The sequence below is a fragment of the Pseudomonas sp. UBA7500 genome (assembly GCF_002478435.1).
In the GTDB taxonomy this organism is placed as follows: Bacteria; Pseudomonadota; Gammaproteobacteria; order Pseudomonadales; family Pseudomonadaceae; genus Aquipseudomonas; species Aquipseudomonas palmensis.
Genome location: NZ_DLNW01000053.1, coordinates 78,247 through 102,062, shown reverse-complemented (window position 1 = coordinate 102,062; position 23,816 = coordinate 78,247). Strand labels below are relative to the sequence as shown.

At 65.0% G+C, this 23,816-nt stretch carries 23 protein-coding genes and 1 other RNA gene; 10 read left to right on the top strand and 14 right to left on the bottom strand.

The annotated features are described in order from the left end of the window. Positions 1 to 70 precede the first annotated feature (70 nt). From B4I46_RS23455 to B4I46_RS23440, 4 genes are read right to left on the bottom strand one after another with little or no spacing between them, the layout of a single operon-like run. Positions 71 to 1,288, bottom strand: a complete 1,218-nt coding sequence (locus tag B4I46_RS23455; RefSeq protein WP_286902173.1) for a 2-octaprenyl-3-methyl-6-methoxy-1,4-benzoquinol hydroxylase — start codon at positions 1,286 to 1,288, stop codon at positions 71 to 73. 36 nt (positions 1,289 to 1,324) lie between these two features. Beyond that, entirely contained in the window at positions 1,325 to 2,521 is a 1,197-nt protein-coding gene (gene ubiH, locus B4I46_RS23450; protein ID WP_116052403.1) for a 2-octaprenyl-6-methoxyphenyl hydroxylase, read from the bottom strand. Continuing rightward, positions 2,518 to 3,852 (bottom strand): Xaa-Pro aminopeptidase, encoded by a 1,335-nt coding sequence (gene pepP, locus B4I46_RS23445; RefSeq protein WP_043863469.1) that lies wholly within the window; start codon positions 3,850 to 3,852, stop codon positions 2,518 to 2,520. The genes ubiH and pepP overlap by 4 nt, the downstream gene beginning before the upstream one ends. A gap of 26 nt (positions 3,853 to 3,878) precedes the next feature. Then, positions 3,879 to 4,433: a YecA family protein gene (locus B4I46_RS23440; protein WP_286902095.1), complete on the bottom strand. Its 555-nt coding sequence runs from the start codon at positions 4,431 to 4,433 to the stop codon at positions 3,879 to 3,881. 153 nt (positions 4,434 to 4,586) lie between these two features. Here B4I46_RS23440 and B4I46_RS23435 point away from each other — a divergent pair, with 153 nt between their 5' ends. From B4I46_RS23435 to B4I46_RS23420, 4 genes are all read left to right on the top strand, one after another. Then, positions 4,587 to 4,796, top strand: coding sequence for a TIGR02449 family protein (locus tag B4I46_RS23435; protein ID WP_043863405.1), 210 nt, complete (start codon positions 4,587 to 4,589; stop codon positions 4,794 to 4,796). Then, positions 4,793 to 5,110, top strand: coding sequence for a cell division protein ZapA (locus B4I46_RS23430; protein WP_043863404.1), 318 nt, complete (start codon positions 4,793 to 4,795; stop codon positions 5,108 to 5,110). Before B4I46_RS23435 ends, B4I46_RS23430 begins: the two co-directional genes overlap by 4 nt. 19 nt (positions 5,111 to 5,129) lie before the next feature. Then, positions 5,130 to 5,307, top strand: a non-coding RNA gene (gene ssrS, locus B4I46_RS23425) — 6S RNA. An 86-nt stretch (positions 5,308 to 5,393) separates the two neighbouring features. After that, positions 5,394 to 5,999, top strand: a complete 606-nt coding sequence (locus B4I46_RS23420; RefSeq protein ID WP_043863403.1) for a 5-formyltetrahydrofolate cyclo-ligase — start codon at positions 5,394 to 5,396, stop codon at positions 5,997 to 5,999. 16 nt (positions 6,000 to 6,015) lie between these two features. Here B4I46_RS23420 and B4I46_RS23415 read toward each other — a convergent pair whose 3' ends face one another. Beyond that, on the bottom strand, positions 6,016 to 6,138 hold the full coding sequence (locus B4I46_RS23415; RefSeq protein WP_255001640.1) for a hypothetical protein: 123 nt from the start codon (positions 6,136 to 6,138) through the stop codon (positions 6,016 to 6,018). Positions 6,139 to 6,348: 210 nt separating this feature from the next. Here B4I46_RS23415 and B4I46_RS23410 point away from each other — a divergent pair, with 210 nt between their 5' ends. The 4 genes from B4I46_RS23410 (at position 6,349) to B4I46_RS23395 (ending at position 11,700) form a co-directional block, all read left to right on the top strand. After that, entirely contained in the window at positions 6,349 to 6,798 is a 450-nt protein-coding gene (locus tag B4I46_RS23410) for an EVE domain-containing protein (RefSeq protein ID WP_058541751.1), read from the top strand. A gap of 95 nt (positions 6,799 to 6,893) precedes the next feature. Continuing rightward, positions 6,894 to 7,859, top strand: a complete 966-nt coding sequence (locus tag B4I46_RS23405; RefSeq protein ID WP_043863401.1) for an HlyD family secretion protein — start codon at positions 6,894 to 6,896, stop codon at positions 7,857 to 7,859. Then, positions 7,856 to 10,591 carry a ribosome-associated ATPase/putative transporter RbbA gene (gene rbbA, locus B4I46_RS23400; protein WP_286902086.1) on the top strand — a complete coding sequence of 912 codons (2,736 nt, stop codon included), beginning with the start codon at positions 7,856 to 7,858 and terminating at the stop codon, positions 10,589 to 10,591. Before B4I46_RS23405 ends, rbbA begins: the two co-directional genes overlap by 4 nt. Beyond that, positions 10,591 to 11,700 (top strand): ABC transporter permease, encoded by a 1,110-nt coding sequence (locus B4I46_RS23395; protein WP_043863399.1) that lies wholly within the window; start codon positions 10,591 to 10,593, stop codon positions 11,698 to 11,700. The genes rbbA and B4I46_RS23395 overlap by 1 nt, the downstream gene beginning before the upstream one ends. Here the strand turns inward: B4I46_RS23395 and B4I46_RS23390 are convergent, their stop codons facing one another. Beyond that, the gene (locus B4I46_RS23390; RefSeq protein WP_054915500.1) at positions 11,701 to 12,111 is read right to left on the bottom strand and encodes a flagellar basal body-associated protein FliL; all 411 of its coding nucleotides are present in this window, start codon (positions 12,109 to 12,111) and stop codon (positions 11,701 to 11,703) included. It lies immediately after the preceding gene. Positions 12,112 to 12,267: 156 nt separating this feature from the next. Here B4I46_RS23390 and B4I46_RS23385 point away from each other — a divergent pair, with 156 nt between their 5' ends. Beyond that, on the top strand, positions 12,268 to 13,245 hold the full coding sequence (locus tag B4I46_RS23385) for an NADPH:quinone oxidoreductase family protein (RefSeq protein WP_043863397.1): 978 nt from the start codon (positions 12,268 to 12,270) through the stop codon (positions 13,243 to 13,245). Between the two features lie 61 nt (positions 13,246 to 13,306). On the opposite strand, the gene B4I46_RS23380 is transcribed toward B4I46_RS23385, so the two are convergent. From B4I46_RS23380 to trxA, 7 genes are all read right to left on the bottom strand, one after another. Continuing rightward, positions 13,307 to 13,837 carry a CbrC family protein gene (locus tag B4I46_RS23380; protein ID WP_286902083.1) on the bottom strand — a complete coding sequence of 177 codons (531 nt, stop codon included), beginning with the start codon at positions 13,835 to 13,837 and terminating at the stop codon, positions 13,307 to 13,309. An 11-nt stretch (positions 13,838 to 13,848) separates the two neighbouring features. Then, on the bottom strand, positions 13,849 to 14,490 hold the full coding sequence (locus B4I46_RS23375; protein ID WP_081315193.1) for an energy transducer TonB: 642 nt from the start codon (positions 14,488 to 14,490) through the stop codon (positions 13,849 to 13,851). A 51-nt stretch (positions 14,491 to 14,541) separates the two neighbouring features. Further along, complete coding sequence (locus tag B4I46_RS23370; RefSeq protein WP_043863394.1) at positions 14,542 to 15,192, bottom strand: gamma-glutamylcyclotransferase; 651 nt, start codon at positions 15,190 to 15,192, stop codon at positions 14,542 to 14,544. 276 nt (positions 15,193 to 15,468) lie between these two features. Next, positions 15,469 to 16,437: a CDP-6-deoxy-delta-3,4-glucoseen reductase gene (locus B4I46_RS23365; RefSeq protein ID WP_286902077.1), complete on the bottom strand. Its 969-nt coding sequence runs from the start codon at positions 16,435 to 16,437 to the stop codon at positions 15,469 to 15,471. Further along, positions 16,437 to 17,903, bottom strand: coding sequence for a 4-hydroxy-3-polyprenylbenzoate decarboxylase (gene ubiD, locus B4I46_RS23360; RefSeq protein ID WP_054915496.1), 1,467 nt, complete (start codon positions 17,901 to 17,903; stop codon positions 16,437 to 16,439). The genes B4I46_RS23365 and ubiD overlap by 1 nt, the downstream gene beginning before the upstream one ends. Positions 17,904 to 18,028: 125 nt before the next feature. Continuing rightward, on the bottom strand, positions 18,029 to 19,288 hold the full coding sequence (gene rho, locus B4I46_RS23355; RefSeq protein ID WP_043863391.1) for a transcription termination factor Rho: 1,260 nt from the start codon (positions 19,286 to 19,288) through the stop codon (positions 18,029 to 18,031). A gap of 230 nt (positions 19,289 to 19,518) precedes the next feature. After that, positions 19,519 to 19,848, bottom strand: coding sequence for a thioredoxin TrxA (gene trxA, locus B4I46_RS23350; RefSeq protein WP_043863390.1), 330 nt, complete (start codon positions 19,846 to 19,848; stop codon positions 19,519 to 19,521). A gap of 240 nt (positions 19,849 to 20,088) precedes the next feature. Here trxA and ppx point away from each other — a divergent pair, with 240 nt between their 5' ends. Continuing rightward, positions 20,089 to 21,591: an exopolyphosphatase gene (ppx, locus tag B4I46_RS23345; protein ID WP_043863389.1), complete on the top strand. Its 1,503-nt coding sequence runs from the start codon at positions 20,089 to 20,091 to the stop codon at positions 21,589 to 21,591. Here the strand turns inward: ppx and ppk1 are convergent. Further along, a complete protein-coding gene (gene ppk1, locus B4I46_RS23340; RefSeq protein ID WP_043863388.1) occupies positions 21,578 to 23,812 on the bottom strand; it encodes a polyphosphate kinase 1 in 2,235 nt (744 codons plus the stop codon). The genes ppx and ppk1 overlap by 14 nt on opposite strands. Positions 23,813 to 23,816 lie beyond the last annotated feature (4 nt).

Genomic DNA, 23,816 nt, shown 5'->3' with positions numbered 1-23,816 from the left:
GGTAGTGAATGCCATTTGCCTTCTCAACCGAACTGCCAAGGGAGGAGTTACCAGATGTTGCGGTGCCGCCTCAGGCCCGTGCCAGCTCCGGCAGGTCGCCGCTCAGCCCCAGCGCCTGGCGCACGAACAGCGCCTTGGCCTCCGGCAGTTGCTCCACCCACTTCAGGCCACTGTTGCGCAGCCAGCGCAGCGGCAGCGGGTCGGCCTGGAACAGTCGCTCGAAGCCCTCCATTGCGGCCATCAAGGCCAGGTTGTGCGGCATGCGCCGTCGTTCGTAGCGGCTCAGCACGCGCATGTCGGCCAGGCGCTCGCCGCGCTCATGGGCATGCTGCAGCACTTCGGCCAGCACCGCCGCATCCAGAAAGCCAAGGTTCACGCCCTGCCCGGCCAGCGGGTGAATGGTGTGGGCCGCATCGCCGATCAACGCCAGGCCCTCGGCCACGTAGCGCTTGGCATGGCGCTGGCGCAGCGGTACGCATAACCGTGGGTCGGCAGCCAGCACCGTGCCCAGGCGGCCCTCGAAGGCCCGCTCCAGCTCGGCGCAGAAGGCTTCGTCCGGCAGGTCCATGAGGCGCTCGGCCTGCGCAGGCGTGGTCGACCACACGATGGAGCACCAGTGCTGCTGGCCGTCGCGCAGCAGTGGCAGAAACGCCAGCGGGCCGTCATCGGTGAAGCGCTGCCAGGCTGTGGCCTGGTGCGGCTCGGCACAGCGCACGCTGGTCACGATGGCGTGGTGCAGGTAGTCCCACTCACGGGTTTGGCAGCCGGTCAGGCGGCGCACCGCCGAGTTGGCGCCGTCAGCCGCAATCACCAGCGGCGCGCGCAGGGTGCGGCCATCGGCCAGGGTCAGCAGCCAGTCGTCGCCACTGCGGCGCATCTGCTCCAGGCGGGCGTTGGCCAGCAGGCCGATCTCGCTGTCGTGCAGGCGCTGCAGCAGACCGTCCTGCACCACGCGGTTCTCGACGATGTGGCCGAGCACCTCGGCGTGCACGCTGGCGGCCGAAAAGTGGATCTGCCCGGTGCCGCTGCCGTCCCACACGTGCATGTCCGAATACGGGCTCAGGCGCCGCTCGCGGATGTGCTGCCAGGCGCCCACGCGCTCGAGGATGCGCTGGCTGGCCATCGACAGCGCGCTGACTCGCGGCTCGAAGGGCGCCTGTGCATCGAACGGCTTGACCGTCAGGGGGCTGCCGTCGAGCAGCAGGATGTCCAGGCCACTGTGCTGCAAGGCCAGGGCCAGGGCGCTACCGACCATTCCGGCACCGACAATCAACAGATCTGCGCGCATTTCCATGCTTTCAAGCCCGATAAAGAGAAGAAGGGGTCATTGGCCAGGCTGGTCCGGGCGGGTACCCAGGCCCATGGCCTGGCGGGCGAACCAGCGCTTGGCCGGGGGCAGCAGGTCCAGGCCCAGCAGGCCCAGGTTGCGCCCGGTGGCGAGCAACGGCTGGCCGCTGCCGAACAACCGCGTGACCTTGTCGGAGAAACCCACGGTCAGGTCCTGGTCCAGGCGCTGGCGCTCGCGGTAGGCCTGCAGGGTCGCCAGGTCGCCCGGTACTTCGGGCCCGGCCAGCAGACCGTCGGCCAGCGACTGCACGTCGCGCAGCGACAGGTTGAAACCCTGCCCGGCAATCGGGTGCAGGCTGTGCGCGGCGTTGCCCAGCACCACCAGGTGCGAGCGCACCTGCTCCTGGGCCTCTACCAGCGACAGCGGGTAGAGGTGACGCGCGCCCACCTGGCGCAAGGTGCCCAGACGGTAGCCGAACACGCCTTGCAGCTCGGCCAGGAAGGCTCGTTCGTCGATCTCGGCCAGCCGTCTGGCATCCATTCCGGCACGGGTCCAGACCAGCGCGCAGCGGTTTTCCGGCAGCGGCAGCAAGGCCATCGGGCCGTCATCGGTGAAGCGTTCGAACGCCTGCCCGCAATGGGCCTCGCTCGGGGTGATGTTGGCGATCAGCGCACTCTGGTTGTACGGACGCTGGCTGACGTGGATGCCCAACTGCTCGCGCAGCCCGGAACGCCCGCCGTCGGCCAGTACCGCCAGGTCGCAGTCCACCGTGGTGTCGTCATCCAGTGTCAGGCGGTAGCCGTCGGCCAGCGGCTGCATCGCGCTGACCTGCGCCGGGCAGCGCCAAGTCACCACCTCGGCATCCAGCCCCTGCCACAGGCACTGGCCGAGCCAGGCGTTCTCGACCACGTAGCCGAGTGCCGGCACGCCTTCTTCCAGGGCGTCCAGGCGGGTGGCGCCAAAGCGGCCACGGTCGGACACCTGGATCTGGCGGATCGGTTCGGCGCGGCGGCTGATCGGCTGCCACAGGCCCAGACGCTCGTAGATCTGCCGGGTGCCGTAGGAAAGCGCCGAGGAACGTGCGTCGTAACTGGGCTGGAAGCTGTCGCCGGGGGCGAACGGCTCGATCAGCAGGATCTTCCAGCCACGCGCCCTGGCCCCGGCCTGCAGGGCCAGCGCCAGGCTGGCACCGACCAGGCCGCCACCGATGATGGCAAGGTTGACCCGGCTCATGCGGCGTGGCTGCGTGCAGCCGCCATCAATGCTTCGATTTCGGCCACCGTGCGCGGTACGCCGGAGGTCAGGATTTCACAGCCCTGCTTGGTCACCACTACGTCGTCCTCGATTCGTACGCCGATACCGCGCCACTTCTTCGCGACGCTCTGGTTGTCGGCAGCAATGTAGATGCCCGGCTCCACCGTCAGGGCCATGCCCGGCTCCAGCACGCGCCACTGGTCGGCGACCTTGTACTCGCCGACGTCGTGCACATCCAGCCCCAGCCAGTGACCGGCGCGGTGCATGTAGAAGGCGCGATGGGCCTCGGCCTCGATCAGCGCCGGCACATCGCCCTTGAGCAGCCCCAGCTCCACCAGCCCTTCGGTGATCACCTGCACGGTGGCCTCGTGGGCATGGTTCCAGTGCTTGCCCGGTGCAATCGCGGCAAAGGCTGCAGCCTGGGCCTTGAGCACCAGCTCGTAGATCGCTTTCTGCTCCGGCGAGAAGCGCCCGCTGACCGGGAAGGTGCGGGTGATGTCGCTGGCGTAGCAGTCGATCTCGCACCCGGCGTCGATCAGGACCAGGTCGCCGTCCTTGAGCAGGGCGTCGTTCTGCTGGTAATGCAGGATGCAGGCGTTGCGACCCGATGCCACGATCGAGCCGTAGGCCGGCATCTTCGCCCCGCCCTTGCGGAACTCGTAGTCCAGCTCGGCCTCCAGGCTGTATTCGTGCAACCCGGCGCGGCAGGCCTGCATGGCCCGCACATGGGCGCGTGCCGAAATCGCCGCGGCCTCGCGCATCACCTTCACTTCCGTGGCCGATTTATACAGGCGCATGTCGTGCAGCAGATGATCCAGCGCAACGAACTCGTTCGGTGGCTGGGCGCCGAGGTTGGCCTTGGAGCGGATCACGTTGATCCACTCCATCAGGTGGCGGTCGAATTCGGGGTGGCTGCCCATGGCCGAGTACACCCGGTCGCGGCCTTCGATCAGGCCCGGCAGGATGTCGTCGATGTCGGTGATGGGGAACGCATCGTCCGCGCCGTATTCGCGTATCGCGCCTTCCTGGCCGGCGCGCAGGCCGTCCCACAGCTCGCGCTCGGGGTTGCGCTCGCGGCAGAACAGCACGTACTCACCGTGCTCGCGGCCGGGGATCAGCGCTATCACCGCCTCGGGCTCCGGGAAGCCGCTGAGGTACTGGAAGTCGCTGTCCTGGCGGTACACATGCTCCACGTCGCGGTTGCGAATGGCCACCGCGGCCGCGGGCAGGATGGCGATGCTGTTGGGTTCCATCTGCGCCATCAGCGCCTTGCGACGACGGGCATACTCCGCTTTGGGGATATGGGCTATTGGCACGAGGAACCCCTGTTCGGCATTTAGTGCAAGGAAGGCTTGGGCGCAGGCGCCTGTGGCTTGGCCAGCTCGGAGAACAGCAGTATCGGTGCGACGCGCAGGTACTCCATCACTTCCATATAGTCGCTTTCGCCGTCTTCGGACTCTTCCAGTGCATCCTGGACCTGGGAAATGGCATCCAGGTCACCCAGCACTTCCTTGGCTTCGGCACTCAGGCTCAGGCCTGCCGAGTTGAGGCCGAAGCCGTACAGGAAGCCTTTGCACCACTCGCCCAGAGCGATGGCACGCTCGGTCAGCGGGGCGTCGTCGGTGGGCAGCAACAGCACGACGGTGACTTCTTCACCGGTGAGTTCGCCCTTGACCATCTCCTGCAGGCCGATCAAAGCGTTACGAACATTGTCTACAGGATCGACTTCCAGCAGGTGGGCCGCATCGGCCAACCAGCCGTCGGCATCGAAGCCGGCGCCGGCGCAGCTGCGCCCGAGCAACAAGCCGTGAAGCTCGGCAGGCGAAACAGGGTGACCGTTGCTGGTGAGCAAGGTGGCAAAAGCGGTGTATGGCGAATTCGTAATGGGCATGGGCAGCTAGGCGCCAGACGGCGCAATGACTAGAATGAAGGCCTTGTATCCTAGCACCGGCAGGCGCGCCAAGACCATCGACGCCGCCAATTCGGGGCATGCCGGAACTTAATGAGCGGGTAAGACCCGTCTGACAAAAGCGAGTGGCACGTCATGCCAGAGAACGACCTGCAAGCGCTGATGGGCCGATTCGAGCTGTTGATCGAACGTGTCGAGCAACTAAAGCGGCAAAATGCACTCCTATTAGCTCAGGAAAAATCCTGGCGCGAGGAGCGCGCCCACCTCATCGAAAAAAACGAGATCGCCCGGCGTAAGGTCGAATCGATGATTTCGCGGCTCAAGGCCCTGGAGCAAGACTCATGAGTTCAAGCAATAGCGTCACCGTTCAGATCCTCGACAAGGAGTATTCGATCATCTGCCCGCCGGAAGAGCGCAGCAACCTGGTCAGCGCAGCGCGCTACCTGGACAGCAAGATGCGCGAGATCCGCAGCAGCGGCAAGGTGATCGGCGCCGACCGTATCGCGGTGATGGCGGCGCTGAACATCACCCACGACCTGCTGCACAATCAGGAGCGCCCGCAGGCGCCCACCGGCGGTGCCACCCGTGAACAGGTGCGCGACCTGCTCGAACGTGTCGATCAGGCATTGGCCGACGACGCGGGTTCAAAACCGGCCTGAGTTTCGGGTATACTCCGACCACTCCCTGGAGTGCTTGCCAGTCGGTCATGTCCCTGAGCCGATACGCACAACCACGGGGGTTGCACGTGGGGCCGGTGTGCATGTCCGCTTGACGGAAAGCCTTAACGCCTCCTGTAATCTCCACCTTGAACTTTCGGGTTCAAGGGCTACACCGACAGCGGTTCGTCGGGGAGCCTGAATTCTCCAGCCTGCGCCCACCCAGCGGCGCACGCACATGCACTGCCACCCCTGCGTGGCAGTCGCCCCAGGGACCGCCCGTGCCATGACCGACACCGCGCCGCTTACCCGCCCCCAACTTCGTCGCCTGCTCCGTGATGCCCGCCGCGCCCTCAGCCCGGCCGAACAGCGCCGTGCCGCGCGCGGCCTGTACCGGCAACTGGCGCAGCACCCGCTGTTTCGTCGTGCCCGGCACATTGCCCTGTACCTACCCAACGACAGCGAGATCGACCCGCGCCTGCTGCTGCGCGAAGCTCAACGTCGAGGCAAGCATACCTACCTGCCGGTGCTGCACGCCTGGCCCAGAACCCGCATGGCCTTCCAGCGCTTCGAGCACGGTGAAAAACTGCGCCCCAACCGCTTCCGCATCCCCGAACCACGCATCAATCTCACACGCCAGCGACCCACCTGGGCACTGGACCTGATCCTGCTGCCGCTGGTGGGTTTCGACGAGACGGGTGGGCGACTGGGCATGGGCGGCGGGTTCTATGACCGCAGCCTGGCGTATCAGGGGCGGCGCAAGGCCTGGAAGAAACCCCTGCTGCTGGGGCTGGCGCACGAATGCCAGAAAGTGCAACGACTGGCCCAGGCCAGTTGGGACGTGCCGCTGCAGGGCACGGTATCGGACAGGGGGTGGTACCTGGCACCCTGAACGGGCGCCGCAAGGCTCAACGCTTGACGGGGGTCGGGGCGGCCGGCATCTCGTAGGCGGCTGTTTCGAGTTTCTGTTCCCACAGGCTTTGTGCATAGCCGGTGGTGACCACACCCAGGCCAAACAGAAAAACGAGCACCCAGAGCAAATCCGGTTTGCGATTCATCGATTGCCCCCCTCAGGCAAACTCATCACGATGACAGCAACGGTTTTTATTATGCCGTGCAGCAGCGTCAAGCTTAAAATGCGCGCATTCTCCGACAACCTGGTGCCACACGCAAACGTTGACGCCAACCGGCTGTCGGTTTCATGCAACAGGTTATTTCAAACTTTGTCTGGAGCGTCAACGATGGCCTACTGGCTGATGAAATCCGAGCCCGACGAGCTCTCGATCGAAGACCTCGCCCGCCTCGGCCAGGCGCGCTGGGACGGGGTGCGCAACTACCAGGCGCGCAACTTCATGCGCGCCATGGCGGTGGGCGACCTGTTCTTCTTCTACCACTCCAGCTGCCCCGAGCCCGGCATCGCCGGGATTGCCCGCATCACCACCGCCGCCTACCCCGACCCCACCGCACTGGACCCCGAGAGCCACTACTTCGACGCCAAGGCCAGCGCCGAGAAAAACCCGTGGAGCGCAGTGGACGTGGAGCATGTGGAAACCTTGCGCAAGGTGCTGGGCCTTGGCTACCTCAAGCAACAGGCGGCACTGGCCGAACTGCCACTGGTACAGAAGGGCAGCCGTCTGTCGGTGATGCCGGTGACGGACGAACAATGGGCCGCGGTGCTCGCACTACGTTAATTTCGCGTAAGATGCCCACTCGTTTGATACGTATCAACCCGCCACGGTAGGCAAAACGTCAGACTCTGACGTCAAACGCAGCAGGATGCAGGTGCATGTCGATGAGCCAACACACCCCCAAACTCTTTGCCGGCGCGCTGATTGCGCTGCTGGTGGCAGCCGGCGGCCTGGGCTACTGGAAGTCCATGCACGACCGTCTGCCCGAAGGCCTGAGCATGGGCAACGGTCGCCTTGAGGCCACCGAGGTGCAGATCGCCACCAAAGTGCCGGGGCGCCTGGCCGAAGTGCTGGCCGACGAGGGCGACGTGGTGCACAAGGGCCAACTGCTGGCGCGCATCGACACCCGGACCATGGAGGCCCAGCGCAACCAGGCCGAAGCCGAAGTACTGCGTGCCCGCGAGAACTACGCGGCCGCCCAGGCCACCGTGCAGCTGCGCCAGAGCGAACAGCTGCTGGCCAGCCAGGAACTCAAGCGCGTGCGCGAACTGTTCCAGCGCAAGTATTCCAGCCAGCAATTGCTCGACCAGCAGCAGGCCCGCTACGACACCAGCAATTCAGCCGTGGTGGCAGCGCGAGCGCAACTCGCGGCAATCAAGGCCGCCATCGGTGCCGCCGAGGCCCAGGTGGCCCAGCTCACCAGCGAAATCGACGACAGCAGCCTGCGCGCGCCCATCGATGGCGTGATCCAGCTGCGCCTGGCCGAACCGGGCGAAGTGCTCGGGGCCGGCGGGCGCGTACTGCTGCTGATCGACCCCAGCGACCAGTACATGAACCTCTATCTGCCCGCCTCCACCACCGGCAAACTGACCGTGGGCGACCAGGCACGCATCGTGCTCGATGCCCTGCCCGACCGCGCACTGCCGGCCAAGATCAGCTTCGTGGCAGCCAAGGCGCAGTTCACCCCCAAGCAGGTGGAAACCCGTGACGAGCGCCAGAAGCTGGTGTTTCGCGTCAAGCTGCGCCTGACCGAGCCCAGCGCGGTGCCCCAGGCCAAGCCGGGCATGCCCGGCGCCGGCTATGTGCGTAGCGCCCCCGTGGACTGGCCGGCCAACCTGCAATGACGGCCCTGGCGCTGCAGGCGCGTGGCATCAGCCACCGCTACGGCTCCCTCGAAGCCCTGCAGGACATCTGCTTTGAACTGCCGGCAGGCACCCGCTGCGGCCTGATCGGCCCGGACGGTGCGGGCAAGTCGAGCCTGCTGGGGCTGATTGCCGGGGTCAAGAAGCTGCAACAGGGCGAGTTGCAGGTGCTGGACGGCTCGATCCGCCAGCGCCGCCACCGCAACAGCCTGTACCCGCGCATCGCCTTCATGCCCCAGGGCCTGGGCGGCAACCTGTACCCAGAGCTGTCGATCAGCGAGAACATCCGCTTCTTCGCCACGCTGTTCGGCCTGAGCCGTTCCGAGTGCGACACGCGCATGCACGCGCTGCTGCTGGCCACCGACCTGGAACGCTTTGCCGAGCGCCCGGCAGGCAAGCTCTCCGGGGGCATGAAGCAGAAACTCGGGCTGTGCTGCGCACTGATCCACGAGCCCGACCTGCTGATTCTCGACGAGCCCACCACCGGCGTCGACCCGCTGTCGCGCCGGCGCTTCTGGGAGCTGGTGGAGCAGGTGCGCGGCGAGCGTCCGCAACTGACCCTGCTGGTGGCCACCGCCTACATGGAAGAGGCCGAACAGTTCGAGCACTGTCTGATGCTCGACCGTGGTCGCCTGATCGCCCAGGGGCTGAGCCGCGAGCTGGCCGGCGCCACCGCCAGCGGCAAGCTGGACGACGCCTTCACCTGCTACCAGAGCCAGCAGCAGGATGACCGCAGCCGCACCCAGGCGCCGCTGGTGATCCCGCCACGCCCGGCCGACGACGGCGACATCGCCATCGAGGCCCATGAACTGACCCTGCGCTTCGGCGACTTCACCGCAGTGAACAAGGTCAGCTTCGCCATCGGCCGTGGCGAGATCTTCGGTTTCCTGGGCTCCAACGGCTGTGGCAAGACCACCACCATGAAGGTGCTCACCGGCCTGATGCCGGCCAGCGAAGGCAGCGCCACCCTGCTCGGCCGCCCGGTCGACGCCAAGGACCTGGCCACACGCAAGCGCGTCGGCTTCATGTCCCAGAGCTTTTCGCTGTATGGCGAACTGAGCGTGCGTCAGAACCTCGAGCTGCACGCGCGCCTGTTCGACCTGAACAAGGCCGACAGCACCCCGCGCATCGCCGAACTGATCGATCGTTTCGACCTGGGCGACATTGCCGACCAGCAGTCCGGCGCCCTGCCGCTGGGCCTGCGCCAGCGCCTGTCGCTGGCCGTGGCGGTGCTGCACCGGCCTGAAGTGCTGATCCTCGACGAACCCACCTCCGGCGTCGACCCGGCCGCACGCGACGACTTCTGGCGCCTGCTGATCGAGCTGTCCCGCGAGCAGGGCGTGACCATTTTCCTGTCCACCCACTTCATGAACGAGGCGCTGCGCTGCGACCGCATCTCGCTGATGCACGCCGGCCGTGTGCTGGCCTGCGATACCCCGGCCGCGCTGCAACAGCAGTTCGGCGGCCAGACCCTGGAAGACGCCTTCGTCACCTGCCTGGAACAGGCGCAGAACAGCAGCCCGGCGCCGACCGAGGCCCAACCGGTGAGCACCACCGCCGAGGCCGCCAGCCCGCCACCCCGCAGCGGCTTCAGCTTCGTGCGGCTGTTCGCGGTAGCCACCCGCGAAGGCAAGGAGCTGCTGCGCGACAAGGTGCGCCTGGCCTTCGCCCTGCTCGGTGCGCTGTTCATGATGGTGATCTTCGGCTATGGCATTTCGCTGGACGTGGAGAACCTGGCATTCGCGGTCTACGACCAGGACCAGAGCCCGCAAAGCCGTCTGTACCTGGAAGCGTTTCGCGGCTCGCGCTACTTCGCCGAACAGGCGCCGATCCGCGACGCCGCGCAACTGCACAAGCGCCTGCAACGCTCGGAAATCAAGCTGGCGCTGGAGATTCCCCCCGGCTTTGGCCGCGACCTGAATGCCGGGCGCCAGCCGGTGGTGGCGGCCTGGCTCGATGGCGGCATGCCGTTTCGCGCCGAAACCAGCCGCAACTATGTGGAGGCCGTGCACCAGGCCAACCTCGAACAGCTCGCCGCGCTGAGCAGCCGCGCACAGCCAGGCCAGGCAGCGGTAAAGCTTGAAACCCGCTTTCGCTACAACCAGGACGTGATCAGCGTGAACGCCATCGGCCCCGGAGTGATGGCGCTGATCCTGGCGTTCATTCCCGCGATGCTCACGGCGCTGGGCATCGTGCGTGAAAAAGAGCTGGGCTCGATCACCAACTTCTACGCCACGCCGCTCACGCGCCTGGAGTTCCTGCTCGGCAAGCAGGCCCCGTACCTGCTGGTGAGCCTGGTCAACCTGGCGTTGCTGGTGGCGATGAACCGCTGGCTGTTCGGCGTGCCGTTCAAGGGCAGCGCGCTGGCCCTGGCCTGCGGCGGGGTGCTGTACCTGCTGGCCACCACCAGCCTGGGGCTGCTGATCTCGGCGTTCACCCGCACCCAGATCGCGGCGATCCTGGGCACCATGATCATCACCAGCCTGCCGACCATCCAGTTCTCCGGGCTGATCGTGCCGCGCTCTTCTCTCGATGGCGCGGCAGCACTGATGGGTCAGCTGTTCCCGGCCGGCTACTTCCTCGACATTGCCGTCGGCACCTTCACCAAGGCCCTGGACCTGCGCGAACTATGGCCGCAGTGCCTGGCCCTGTTCGGGTTCTTCGCCGGCTTCACCGGGCTGAGCCTGATCATGCTGAAAAAGCAGGAGGTCTGATGCAGCGCCTGGCCCATATCTACCGCCTCGGTCTCAAGGAGCTGACCAGCCTGCGCCACGACAGCGTGCTGCTGCTGTTTCTGCTGTATGCCTTCAGCGTGGCCATCTACATGCCCGCCGCCGGCTCGGTGATCGGCGTGCACAACGCCAGCGTGGCCATCGTCGACGAAGACCACAGCCTGGTCTCGCGCAAGCTGGGCGAGGCGCTGCAACCGCCGGAGTTCCAGCCGGCGGTGACGCTGCCCTACGACCAGCTCGACCAGGCCATGGACAGCGGCCAGTACACCTTCGTGATCAATATCCCGGTGAACTTCCAGAGCGACCTGCTGGCCGGGCGCACCCCGGAACTGCAGGTGAACGTCGACGCCACCGCCATGAGCCAGGCGTTCATGGGCGCCGGCTACATCGGGCGGATCTTCGAACGCGAGCTGCTCGACTACGCCAAGCAGGCCGTGCAGAGCCCGGCGCTGCTGAGCCCACGGGCGCTGTTCAACCCCAACCTGGAGGGCGGCTGGTTTCTGGCGGTGATCCAGATCGTCAACAACATCACCATCCTGGCCATCGTGCTGACCGGCACTGCGCTGCTGCGCGAACGCGAGCATGGCACCCTCGACCACTTGCTGGTACTGCCACTGACGGCACTGGAAATCATGCTGGCCAAGATCGGCAGCAACGCGCTGGTGGTGGTGCTGTGCACCTGGGTGTCGCTGGAGGTGGTGGTCAAGGGGGCATTGGGAGTGCCGCTGGCCGGCTCCATGGGGTTGTTCCTGGGCGTGACCGCGCTGTACCTGTTCGCCAGCACCGCGCTGGGGATCTTCCTCGCCACACTGGCGCGCTCGACCCCGCAGTTCGGCTTGCTGGCGATCCCGGTGATCATCCCGATGCTGTTGCTGTCGGGCGGCAGCACGCCGCTGGACAGCATGCCGCAATGGCTGCAGTGGGTGATGCAACTGTCACCCTCCACCCACTTCGTCAGCCTGGGTGCCGCGATCCTGTTCCGCGACGCCGACGCATCGGTGGTGTGGCCGGACCTGCTGGCGCTGGCGGCGATCGGCCTGGCGTTCTTTGCGATCGCCCTGGCACGCTTTCGCCGCAGCCTGGCTTCGTGACTACTGCACGATCAGGTTGTTGAACAGCAGGTCGGCCACAACCGGCCGGCCTTCTTCGCCGTTGAGCACCTGCTGCACCTGCTTGAGGGCTTCCTGGCGAAGGTGTTCCTTGGCCTCGACGTTGCTCATGCCGTCCAGGCTCTGCTGGGTGAACAGGGCCACCAGCTGGTTGCGGATCAGCGGTTCGTGGTGCTTGACCGCGGCCGCATCCACATCGTTGTCCACGCGCAACGCCACATCGGCCTTGTACACGCGCAGCTTGGGGCCGCCATCAAGGGCATAGTTGCCCACCAGTGGCGGGGTCAGGGAGATGTACGACACCTTCGGCGCGCCCTCTCCGTCCTTGGCTTCTTCGGCCATGGCCGCCGCTGGCAGCATCAGGGCCAGTACCATCAAGATCCACGCTTTCACCAATTCGCTCCTCAAACAGTTGGCGCCAGCATACCCAGCGCCTTCGCCAAACCCAAGCCCGGGCTTATGCCGGCTTATCAGGCCGGGGCATGCTCGTTGACCCGACACCCTGCCCACCTACACTTATCGGCCACCACCCGCAAAGGAATAGCCCTGATGAAAGCCGTGTTGTGCAAAGCCCATGGTCCGGCCAGCGACCTGGTCCTCGAAGAGGTCGCCAGCCCCGTGCCCAAACGCAATGAAGTGCTGGTGCAGGTGCATGCGGCGGGGGTCAACTTCCCCGACACCCTGATCATCCAGGGCAAGTACCAGTTCCAGCCGCCACTGCCGTTCTCGCCGGGTGGCGAAGCAGCAGGGGTAGTGCTGGAGGTGGGCGAAAAGGCCGGGCCGTTGCAGGTGGGCGACCGGGTGATGGCGCTGACCGGCTGGGGCAGCTTTGCCGAGCAGATCGCGGTGCCGGGCTACAACGTGATGCCGATCCCGGCGCACATGGACTTCGCCACGGCTGCCGCATTCGGCATGACCTACGGCACCTCGATGTACGCGCTCACCCAGCGCGGGCATCTGCAAGCCGGGGAAACCCTGCTGGTGCTGGGCGCGTCGGGCGGTGTCGGGCTGGCGGCGGTGGAGATCGGCAAGGCCCTGGGCGCGCGGGTGATCGCAGCGGCCAGCAGCGCCGACAAGCTGGCCGTGGCCAAGGCTGCCGGTGCCGACGAGCTGATCAACTACAGCGAAAGCGGCCTCAAGGACGAGATCAAGCGCCTGACCGGTGGCCAGGGCGTGGACGTGGTTTTCGACCCGGTGGGCGGCGAGCTGTTCGAGCAGGCGGTGCGCGGGCTGGCGTGGAACGGACGGATGCTGGTGGTGGGGTTCGCCAGCGGGCAGATCCCGCAGTTGGCGGTGAACCTGACGCTGCTCAAGGGCGCGGCGGTGCTGGGGGTGTTCTGGGGTGCGTTCGCGCAGCGCCAGCCGGCGGATAACGCCGCGAACTTCAAGCAGCTGTTTGCGTGGCATGCCGAGGGCAAGCTGAAACCACTGGTGTCGCAGACCTACCCACTGGCCGATGCCGGGGCTGCAATCGAGCAGTTGGCGGGGCGCAAGGCGGTGGGCAAGCTGGTGGTGTCTGTGCGATAGCCAAGCCCGCTCCCGCGCTGCCCTGTGGGAGCGGATTTGACCCGCGATAGAGGCGTGAACGTCAGCTCATGTCCCAGGCCAGCAGCACCTGCTTGCACCCACGGCACACGAACTTGTAGAACCCGGTATCCCCGCCCGGCGCATACCCCACCGCGGCCCACGACCAGTCCTCCACGGTCATGCCGTTGTACTCGGCCCAGTGCTCCCGGGTCGCCGGCGTGGCCTCACTGATGTCCTCGGCGCTGGCGTCCCCGTGGAACTCGCAGGCGTCACCGCAATGGTGCATCCACTGGCTGTCCTGCCATGTGGGATAGCCCGGCGTGCGATAGGCGATCTCGTCGAGCACCTCAGGCTTTATGCCCGCCTCCCCCATCGCATACACATCATGGAAACTGCCGTCGTAGCGCCTGGCCGCCGAACCATCGGCGATGCACCACGGGCAGATATCGCCCTCGAGTGTCTGCGCGGTGTACAGCGTGCCGTCATACAGGTAACCACGCGCCTGCCCGCAGCACACGCAAGCCTCGCTGCTGGCCACGATGCAATGAACCTTGCCGGGGTAATAGGTAAAGACCGGAAGTGGTGTTGTCATGGCACTCCTTCTCACAGCTGCTTGAGCGCAAGGTCACGCAGTTGCTGCGGCCAGGCGTCGATGAACATCAGGTCGGGCTGCCCGGCGCAGCGCCGCTCGATAGACGGCAGCGCTGCCTCGAACGCCTGCTGCGCCTGCTTGAACTGCAGCAGGGTGGGCGATGCGGGTGACGTCCTGGCCAGCAGGCCGATGGACGTGGCCACGCTGTCCATCTGCCACAGCGGCTGATGCGAGCGGATCTGACGGTAGGTGGTCAGGTAATAGTTGAACAGCTTGCACTGCAGCTGCGGCAACGCGGCCTGGGCATCCAGGGTCATCGCCATGGACTGCTCATCCATGCGAAAGAGCAGGCTCTGCACCACATCGGTTTTCACCGGCTCGCCCGCGGCCACCGTCCAGGGTTCGAACCGCACCTTTGCGATGGCCGCTTCTGCAGACGCACTGAACAACGCATGATCACTGTGCTTGACGGTTACATGGCTGACCGAGCCATCGCGCGAATCGACCTGGTAGCCGATGCGCACAGCGCCCTCCAGGCCCACCAGCCTCATGGCCCTCGGGTACACCGGGGCCGGGGGCTGCGCGAACGTGGGCACATGCTCGGCCTGCACGGCGCAGCACCAGCACAACAGTATTCCAAGCCAGCGTTTCATCCCTGATTCCCAACACGTCCATTGATAAGGGGCGCGATGGTACCGCAGGCTTCACGCCTTGTCCGCCGAATGACAACGCTTGAAGCGTGCCTCCAGGTTGCGGTCGGGCATGGCATGGGTGCGCAGCGCCGAAAGGGTCTGCTCGACATAGTCGCGGGTGGTGCCGTAGCGACCCTTGGCGCTGGCCAGGATATGGCTGAGCAAGGTGTCGGGCAGGTTGCCGGCATAGCACGGCAGGTGCCGCTCCAGCACGAAGCCCAGTGCCTGCACCTTGCTGCCGTCCTCGAGGCGGCAGTTGAGCCAGTGCGGACGGTACGCCGGGTACGGCATCTCGCGCTGCCACAGCGCCAGCAATGAATCCTCCAGGCGCTCTTCGGGCAGCCGATAGGCAAAGCCGCTGCACGAGCCACCACGGTCCAGACCGAACACCAGCCCCGGGCACTCCGGAGTGCCGCGGTGCTCGTGGGACCACAGGTACAGGCCGCGATGATAGCCATGCACGCGTGCGCGCCGGCGCTCGGCCGCGCTGCATTCCGGTCGCCAGATCAGCGAGCCATAGGCAAACAGCCAGACCGGGCCGCCCTGATGGCGGGACATGGTGTGATCAACCGATTGTCGAAGTTGCTCGTGGGTCAGTTGCTGACCGAAGTCGAGCACCGGAGGGTACGCCAAACTCGAGGGTGCAGTTTCAATTGCCGACATGATCGCCGCCAGAATTCCTCGTGAACTACTGAAGTGGCCCACTGTAAAGTCATTGCACTAACAATACATCGACCGTACGGCAGATGGCCGCTCGAATACAAGCCCCCGTTGCAAACAAAGCCCCCAGCACCGGGGCTTTCAGGCCTGCTGTTTCAAGTGTAGTAATAGTTTTTGGCGGTGCTTGCAATAATTAACGCGGCCAGCACTTATAACCAACGAGGTACAATCGGGTTATTTGAATCGGCGCGTTATTGCAACGCGCCGTTATTACCTAAGTTAGCCGCGCGGGGCATAAGCGAATACATCGGCGCGCATCTGGTGTGCGTCCATGCCAGCGTCCACCAGGGCATCGAGGGTGGCGTAGATCATGGTGGGCGAGCCACTGGCATACACGTGCACGCCCGCAAGGTCGGCAATGTCTTCGCACACGGCTTCGTGCAGCAGCCCGCAGCGCCCCTCCCAGCCGCACAGATCGCTCACTACCTTGTGCAGGAACAGGTTGGGCAGCGTTGACCACTCGTCCCAGTGCTCGATCTGATAGAAGTCTTCCGGGCGGCGCACTCCCCAGTACAGGTGCACCGGGTGCTTGAAGCCGCTGGCCCGGCAATGTTCGATCAGGCTGTGCATCTGCGCCATGCCGGTACCGGCAGCAATCAGTACCAGCGGCCCGTCCGGCAGTTCGGCCAGGTGCGTGTCGCCAAACGGCAGCTCTACCCGCGCCATGCGGTTGCGATGCAACTGTGCGATCAGTTCCAGTGCACTGCTCTCGCGGGCCAGCACGTGCAGCTCCAGGTCACGCCCGCTGTGTGGCGCCGAGGCCAGCGAGAACGCGGCCTTGTCGCCAGCTTCGCGCTCGATCATCAGGTACTGCCCGGCATGGTAGCGCGGCGGCTTGCCGGCCGGCGCGCGCAGACGCACGCGCCACACGTCGCCGCCCACCTCGACACATTCGCTCAACTGGCAGGCCAGCTTGCGCACCGGCAGCTCGCCCAGGGCCAACACGCCATCCCACAGCAACACGCAATCCTCCAGCGGCTCGGCGATGCAGGTGTACAGCTCGCCATGGTCCTTCACCTCGCCATCCTGGCGCACACGGCCTTCCACCAGCAGTGCCGCGCACACATGGCAATTGCCATTGCGGCAGCTCTGCGGGCAGTCATAGCCCAGACGACGGGCCCCATCCAGTATGCGCTCACCAGGGTTCAGTGCCAGCACCGCCCCGGAGGGCTGCAAGGTAACCTGCATCAGTCTATTCCCAACTGTGTCCACAGCTCATCGATGCGTCGGGTGACGGCCTCGTCCTTGACGATGACACGCCCCCACTCGCGGGTGGTTTCGCCCGGCCACTTGTGGGTGGCATCCAGGCCCATCTTCGAGCCCAGGCCGGAAACCGGCGAGGCGAAGTCCAGGTAGTCGATCGGTGTGTTGTCGATCATCACGGTATCGCGCTTGGGGTCCATGCGCGTGGTGATGGCCCAGATCACGTCGTTCCAGTCCCGCGCGTTGATGTCGTCGTCGGTGACGATCACGAACTTGGTGTACATGAACTGGCGCAGGAACGACCACACCCCCAGCATCACGCGCTTGGCGTGCCCTGGGTACTGTTTTTTCATGGTGACCACCGCCATGCGGTACGAACAGCCTTCAGGCGGCAGGTAGAAGTCGGTGATCTCGGGGAACTGCTTCTGCAGGATCGGCACGAACACTTCGTTCAGCGCCACGCCCAGAATCGCCGGCTCGTCAGGCGGACGCCCGGTGTAGGTGCTGTGATAGATCGGCTTGGTGCGGTGGGTGATGCGCTCCACGGTGAACACCGGGAAGCTGTCGACCTCGTTGTAGTAGCCGGTGTGATCGCCATACGGGCCTTCGGGCGCCATCTCGCCGGGGTGGATCACGCCTTCGAGGATGATCTCGGCGGTGGCGGGCACCTGCAGGTCATTGCCGCGGCACTTGACCAGCTCGGTACGGTTGCCGCGCAGCAGGCCGGCGAAGGCATACTCGGACAGGCTGTCGGGCACCGGGGTCACCGCGCCGAGGATGGTCGCCGGGTCGGCGCCCAGTGCCACGGCCACCGGGAACGGCTGGCCAGGGTGCTTCTCGCACCACTCGCGGTAGTCCAGCGCGCCGCCACGGTGGCTCAGCCAGCGCATGATGACCTTGTTGCGGGCGATGACCTGCTGGCGATAGATACCCAGGTTCTGGCGGTCCTTGTTCGGACCTCGGGTCACGGTCAGGCCCCAGGTGATCAGCGGCGCCACGTCGCCCGGCCAGCAGTGCTGGATCGGCAGCGCGCCAAGATCGACGTCGTCACCCTCGATCACCACGTCGTGGCAGGGCGCATCCTTGACCACCTTGGGCGCCATCGAGATGACCTTCTTGAAGATCGGCAGCTTCGACCAGGCGTCCTTCAGCCCCTTGGGCGGCTCGGGCTCCTTGAGGAAGGCCAGCAGCTTGCCGATCTCGCGCAGTTCGCTGACCGACTCGGCGCCCATGCCCATGGCCACGCGCTCCGGGGTGCCGAACAGGTTGCCCAGCACCGGAATGTCGTAACCGGTAGGGTTCTCGAACAGCAACGCCGGGCCCTTGGCACGCAGGGTGCGGTCGCAGACCTCGGTCATTTCCAGGATCGGGGAGATGGGGACCTGAATGCGCTTGAGTTCGCCGCGCTGTTCCAGGCCGCGGATAAAGTCGCGCAAATCGCGATACTGCATGCGGGAGCCTCGTGTTCGCCGTAGCGGTCGGGGTGCAAAGTGTAGCGCCGAACCCCGCCCGCCAGAATAGACAATGTACAGATAGCAAAAAGCCGGGTTTCCCCGGCTCTTGCGTACCGCCCGTGTTACTTGCGCTTCATCGACAGGAAGAACTCGTCGTTGGTCTTGGTCTGCTTGAGCTTGTCGACCAGGAACTCGATGGCAGCGATCTCGTCCATCGGGTGCAGCAGCTTGCGCAGGATCCACATGCGCTGCAGCTCGTCGTCGGCGGTCAGCAGCTCTTCGCGACGGGTACCCGAACGGTTGATGTTGATGGCCGGGAACACGCGCTTCTCGGCAATGCGACGGTCCAGGGGCAGTTCCATGTTGCCGGTACCCTTGAACTCTTCGTAGATCACTTCGTCCATCTTCGAGCCGGTCTCGACCAGCGCGGTGGCGATGATGGTCAGCGAACCGCCTTCCTCGATGTTACGTGCAGCACCGAAGAAACGCTTCGGCTTCTCCAGGGCGTGGGCGTCGACACCACCGGTCAGCACCTTGCCGGAGCTCGGGATCACGGTGTTGTAGGCACGGGCCAGACGAGTGATCGAGTCGAGCAGGATGACCACGTCCTTCTTGTGCTCGACCAGGCGCTTGGCCTTCTCGATGACCATCTCGGCCACTTGCACGTGACGGGTTGGCGGCTCGTCGAAGGTGGAGGCGACCACTTCGCCGCGCACGGTGCGCTGCATCTCGGTCACTTCTTCCGGGCGCTCGTCGATCAGCAGCACGATCAGGTGGCACTCGGGGTTGTTGCGGGTGATGTTGGCCGCGATGTTCTGCAGCATGATGGTCTTGCCCGCTTTCGGCGGGGCGACGATCAGGCCGCGCTGGCCCTTGCCGATCGGCGCGCACAGGTCGATGACGCGACCGGTGAGGTCTTCGGTGGAACCGTTGCCGGCTTCCATCTTCAGGCGCTTGTTCGGGAACAACGGCGTCAGGTTTTCGAAGAGGATCTTGTTCTTCGCGTTTTCCGGACGGTCGTAGTTGATGGTGTCGACCTTGAGCAGCGCGAAGTAGCGCTCGCCTTCTTTGGGCGGGCGGATCTTGCCGACGATGGTGTCACCGGTACGCAGGTTGAAGCGACGAATCTGGCTGGGCGAGACATAGATGTCGTCCGGGCCGGCCAGGTACGAAGCGTCAGCCGAACGCAGGAAGCCGAAACCGTCCTGGAGAATCTCCAGCACGCCGTCACCGGAGATTTCCTCGCCGCTTTTCGCGTGCTTTTTCAACAGGGAGAAAATCACGTCCTGCTTGCGCGAACGGGCCATATTTTCTATGCCCATCTGTTCGGCCAATTCGAGCAGATCGGTAATCGGCTTTTGCTTGAGTTCAGTCAGATTCATAAGGGGAATGACGTAATCATGTAAGAAGGGGGAATTAAGCTTCTGGCTTAATGAAGCCGCGCCGCAGAGAAGGCGACAGGATCGCGTACTAATTCGAATTGAGGTGCGTCGGCGACGGCGTGCAGGGGGCACTGAAAGAAACAGTGCGAGGCCGAATGTATCACTTGCATTTTCTGGCGTCTAGTCACCAGACGGAGAAAAGCCCCGACGAATGCGGGGCTTTTTTCGACTCAGATATTGGCGTCGAGGAACGCCTGCAGCTGAGACTTGGACAATGCGCCGACCTTGGTCGCCTCGACATTGCCGTTCTTGAACAGCATCAGCGTCGGGATGCCACGCACGCCGTGCTTGGCCGGGGTTTCCTGGTTTTCGTCGATGTTCAGCTTGGCGACGGTCAGTTTGCCCTCGTAGGTAGCGGCGATGTCGTCCAGAACCGGAGCGATCATTTTGCATGGGCCGCACCATTCAGCCCAGTAGTCGACCAGCACCGGACCTTCAGCCTTGAGCACGTCGGCTTCGAAGGTGGCGTCGGTGACGTGTTTGATAAGATCGCTGCTCATGGAAGTCTCCAAGGTCGTAAGCAAAAAAACGTGGCCCATCATAGCCGCCATCGCCGTAGACAGGAAGCCACGCGCGATTGACTGTAACTATAGTTGTGCGAGACGTTGCATATCGACTGTCACACAAAAGTCATAAAAAAGACTCGCAACTGCGTCAGGTCAAGCCTTGCCACACTGCGCGTTGGCGTCGGCGGCGGATCGTGGCACGATTGCCGGGTTATCGACCGAGAACCCATCACCATGCCGCAAAACCCAGCCAAGAATCTGTCCCTGATAGCCGCCATCGACCTGGGCTCCAACAGTTTCCACATGGTCGTGGCCAAGGCCCACCACAACGACATTCGCATCCTGGAGCGGTTGGGGGAAAAGGTTCAGCTGGCCGCCGGCATCGACGAAGAGCGCCAGCTCAGCGAAGAGTCCATGCAACGCGGGCTCGACTGCCTCAAGCGCTTCGCCCAGCTGATCAACGGCATGCCTGACGGCGCGGTGCGCATCGTCGGCACCAACGCCTTGCGCGAAGCGCGCAACCGCGGCGAATTCATCCGCCGCGCCGAAGCCATTCTCGGACACCCGGTGGAGGTGATTTCCGGCCGTGAAGAAGCACGCCTGATCTACCTGGGCGTCTCCCATACCCTGGCCGACACCCCCGGCAAGCGCCTGGTGGCCGACATCGGCGGCGGCAGTACCGAATTCATCATCGGCCAGCGCTTCGAGCCCCTGCTACGCGAAAGCCTGCAGATGGGCTGCGTGAGCTTCACCCAGCGTTACTTTCGCGACGGCAAGATCACCCCGGCGCGCTATGCCCAGGCCTACACCGCCGCGCGCCTGGAGCTGATGAGCATCGAGAATGCCCTGCACCGCCTGACCTGGGATGAAGCCATCGGCTCCTCGGGCACCATCCGCGCCATCGGCCTGGCCCTGAAGGCCGGCGGCATGGGCAACGGCGAGGTCAACGCCGAAGGTCTGGCCTGGCTCAAACGCAAACTGTTCAAGCTGGGCGATACCGACAAGATCGACTTCGAAGGGGTCAAGCCCGACCGGCGCACCATCTTCCCGGCGGGCCTGGCGATCCTGGAGGCGATCTTCGACGCGCTGGAACTGCAACGCATGGACCACTGCGAAGGTGCCCTGCGCGAAGGCGTACTGTACGACCTGCTGGGCCGCCACCACCACGAAGACGTGCGCGAACGCACCCTGACCTCGCTGATGGAGCGCTACCACGTCGACCAGGGGCAGGCGGCACGGGTCGAGCGCAAGGCGCTGCATGCCTTCGACCAGGTGGCCAAGGCGTGGGATCTTGAAGACGGGATCTGGCGCGAACTGCTGGGCTGGGCGGCCAAGGTGCACGAAGTGGGGCTGGACATCGCCCACTATCATTACCACAAGCACGGCGCCTACCTGATCGAGCACTCCGACCTGGCCGGCTTCTCCCGTGAAGACCAGCAGATGCTGGCACTGCTGGTGCGCGGGCACCGGCGCAACATCCCCAAGGACAAGTTCGCCGAATTCGGCGACGACGGCGTGAAGCTGATTCGTCTGTGCGTGCTGCTGCGCTTCGCGATCCTGTTCCACCACATCCGCGGCACCCAGCAGATGCCGACGGTCAAGCTGCATGCCGCCGGCCAGAGCCTGGATGTGGAGTTCCCGGCCGGCTGGCTGGAACAGAACCAGCTGACCCAGGCCGATTTCGGCCTGGAAGCCGAATGGCTGGCCCGGGTCGGCTTTACCCTCAGCGTACGATAAGCACCGGGTTGCTCAGGCGCTCGAGCAGAGTGGCCTGGGCACTGCGCGGGTTCTGGTTGCCGGTCGGCGTGCTGCGCACATAGCGGCCGTCCGACTGCAGCAGCCACGCGTGGGTGTTGTCGGTCAGGTACCCCTCCAGCTCCTTCTTCACCCGCAGGATCAGCTTCTTGCCCTCCACCGGGAAGCAGGTCTCGACACGCTTGTCGAGGTTGCGCTCCATCCAGTCGGCACTGGAAAGGAACATCTGCTCTTCCCCGCCATTGAGGAAGTAGAACGCCCGGGTGTGTTCCAGGAAACGCCCGATGATCGAGCGCACGTGGATGTTGTGCGAAACGCCCGGAATGCCCGGACGCAGGCAGCACATGCCACGCACCACCAGGTCGATGCGCACGCCCGACTGGCTGGCTTTGTACAACGCCTTGATGATCTTGGGGTCGGTCAGCGAGTTGAACTTGGCGATGATGTGCGCCGGCTTGCCTTCCAGGGCGAACTGGGTCTCGCGCGCGATCATGTCGAGCATGCCCTTCTTGAGGGTGAACGGCGCGTGCAGCAGCTTCTTCATGCGCAGGGTCTTGCCCATGCCGATCAGCTGGCTGAACAGCTTGCCGACGTCCTCGCACAAGGCGTCGTCGGAGGTCAGCAGGCTGTAGTCGGTGTACAGGCGGGCGTTGCCGGCGTGGTAGTTGCCGGTACCCAGGTGCGCATAACGCACGATCTCGCCGGCCTCGCGCCGCAGAATCAGCATCATCTTGGCGTGGGTCTTGAACCCGACCACGCCATAGATCACCACCGCACCCGCCGCTTGCAGGCGGCTGGCCATCTGCAGGTTGGACTCTTCGTCGAAACGCGCGCGCAGTTCGATCACCGCGGTGACCTCCTTGCCGTTACGCGCCGCATCCACCAGCGCGTCGACGATCTCGGAGTTGGCGCCGCTGCGGTACAGGGTCTGGCGCACGGCCAGCACGTGCGGGTCTTTCGCCGCCTGACGCAGCAGGTCGACCACCGGGGTGAACGACTCGAAGGGGTGCATCAGCAGGATGTCCTGCTTGCTGATGACACTGAAAATGTTCTCGCTGTTCTGCAACAGCTTGGGAATCGCCGGAGTGAACGGCGTGTACTGCAGCTCCGGGTGGCTGTCCAGGCTGGTGATGCTGAACAGGCGCGTGAGGTTGACCGGGCCATTGACCTGGTACACCTCGTGCTCGCTCAGGCTGAACTGCTTGAGCAGGTAGTCGGACAGGTGCTTGGGACAGGTATCGGCCACTTCCAGGCGCACCGCATCGCCATAGCGACGCGAGAACAGCTCGCCACGCAGGGCGCGGGCCAGGTCTTCGACGTCCTCGGAGTCCAGCGCCAGGTCGGCGTTGCGGGTCAGACGGAACTGGTAGCAGCCCTTGACCTTCATGCCCTGGAACAGGTCGTCGGCGTGCGCATGGATCATCGACGACAGGAACACGTAGTTGTCGCCGGGGCCACCGACGTCTTCCGGCACCTTGATCACCCGCGGCAGCAGACGCGGCGCCGGAATGATCGCCAGGCCCGAATCACGACCGAACGCATCGATGCCTTCGAGCTCCACGATGAAGTTCAGGCTCTTGTTCACCAGCAGCGGGAACGGGTGGGTCGGGTCCAGGCCGATCGGGGTAATGATCGGCGCGATCTCGTCGCGGAAGTAGCGGCGCACCCAGGTCTTGAGCTTGGTGGTCCAGTGACGCCGGCGGATGAAGCGGATCTGGTGCTTTTCCAGCTCCGGCAGCAGCACGTCGTTGAGGATCGCGTACTGGCGGTCCACTTCGCTGTGCACCAGCTCGCTGATGCGCGCCAGCGCCTGATGCGGCTGCAGGCCGTCGGCGCCGGCCTGCTCGCGAGCGAAGGTGATCTGCTTCTTCAGGCCCGCCACACGAATTTCGAAGAACTCATCCAGGTTGCTGGAAAAGATCAGCAGGAACTTCAGTCGCTCCAGCAGCGGGTAGGACTCGTCCAGCGCCTGCTCCAGCACGCGGATGTTGAACTGCAGCTGGGACAATTCGCGATGGATGTACAGGCTGCTGTCGTCCAGGCCCGGCACGGCAATCGCCGGCACCGCCGGGGCCGGAGCCACCACGGGCGCCTCGGCTTCGACCACCGGCGCGGGCTCGAGGTCCGGCGGGGTTTCGACCAGTTGCTCGGGCACCGGCTGGGCATCCTTCACTTCGACTTCGGTAAGTGCTTCGTTATTCATCTAG

Bases quoted from the DNA above. Each gene is read 5' to 3' on its own strand.
- rho (WP_043863391.1), bottom strand. From the start codon at position 19,288: ATGAATCTGACTGAACTCAAGCAAAAGCCGATTACCGATCTGCTCGAA.
- rbbA (WP_286902086.1), top strand. From the start codon at position 7,856: ATGACGGCCCTGGCGCTGCAGGCGCGTGGCATCAGCCACCGCTACGGC.
- ppk1 (WP_043863388.1), bottom strand. From the start codon at position 23,812: ATGAATAACGAAGCACTTACCGAAGTCGAAGTGAAGGATGCCCAGCCG.
- B4I46_RS23420 (WP_043863403.1), top strand. From the start codon at position 5,394: ATGACCGACACCGCGCCGCTTACCCGCCCCCAACTTCGTCGCCTGCTC.
- B4I46_RS23380 (WP_286902083.1), bottom strand. From the start codon at position 13,837: ATGACAACACCACTTCCGGTCTTTACCTATTACCCCGGCAAGGTTCAT.
- B4I46_RS23455 (WP_286902173.1), bottom strand. From the start codon at position 1,288: ATGCGCGCAGATCTGTTGATTGTCGGTGCCGGAATGGTCGGTAGCGCC.
- B4I46_RS23410 (WP_058541751.1), top strand. From the start codon at position 6,349: ATGGCCTACTGGCTGATGAAATCCGAGCCCGACGAGCTCTCGATCGAA.
- B4I46_RS23405 (WP_043863401.1), top strand. From the start codon at position 6,894: ATGTCGATGAGCCAACACACCCCCAAACTCTTTGCCGGCGCGCTGATT.
- B4I46_RS23430 (WP_043863404.1), top strand. From the start codon at position 4,793: ATGAGTTCAAGCAATAGCGTCACCGTTCAGATCCTCGACAAGGAGTAT.
- B4I46_RS23440 (WP_286902095.1), bottom strand. From the start codon at position 4,433: ATGCCCATTACGAATTCGCCATACACCGCTTTTGCCACCTTGCTCACC.
- B4I46_RS23375 (WP_081315193.1), bottom strand. From the start codon at position 14,490: ATGAAACGCTGGCTTGGAATACTGTTGTGCTGGTGCTGCGCCGTGCAG.
- trxA (WP_043863390.1), bottom strand. From the start codon at position 19,848: ATGAGCAGCGATCTTATCAAACACGTCACCGACGCCACCTTCGAAGCC.
- B4I46_RS23385 (WP_043863397.1), top strand. From the start codon at position 12,268: ATGAAAGCCGTGTTGTGCAAAGCCCATGGTCCGGCCAGCGACCTGGTC.
- ubiD (WP_054915496.1), bottom strand. From the start codon at position 17,903: ATGCAGTATCGCGATTTGCGCGACTTTATCCGCGGCCTGGAACAGCGC.
- ubiH (WP_116052403.1), bottom strand. From the start codon at position 2,521: ATGAGCCGGGTCAACCTTGCCATCATCGGTGGCGGCCTGGTCGGTGCC.
- B4I46_RS23370 (WP_043863394.1), bottom strand. From the start codon at position 15,192: ATGTCGGCAATTGAAACTGCACCCTCGAGTTTGGCGTACCCTCCGGTG.
- ppx (WP_043863389.1), top strand. From the start codon at position 20,089: ATGCCGCAAAACCCAGCCAAGAATCTGTCCCTGATAGCCGCCATCGAC.
- B4I46_RS23435 (WP_043863405.1), top strand. From the start codon at position 4,587: ATGCCAGAGAACGACCTGCAAGCGCTGATGGGCCGATTCGAGCTGTTG.
- B4I46_RS23395 (WP_043863399.1), top strand. From the start codon at position 10,591: ATGCAGCGCCTGGCCCATATCTACCGCCTCGGTCTCAAGGAGCTGACC.
- B4I46_RS23365 (WP_286902077.1), bottom strand. From the start codon at position 16,437: ATGCAGGTTACCTTGCAGCCCTCCGGGGCGGTGCTGGCACTGAACCCT.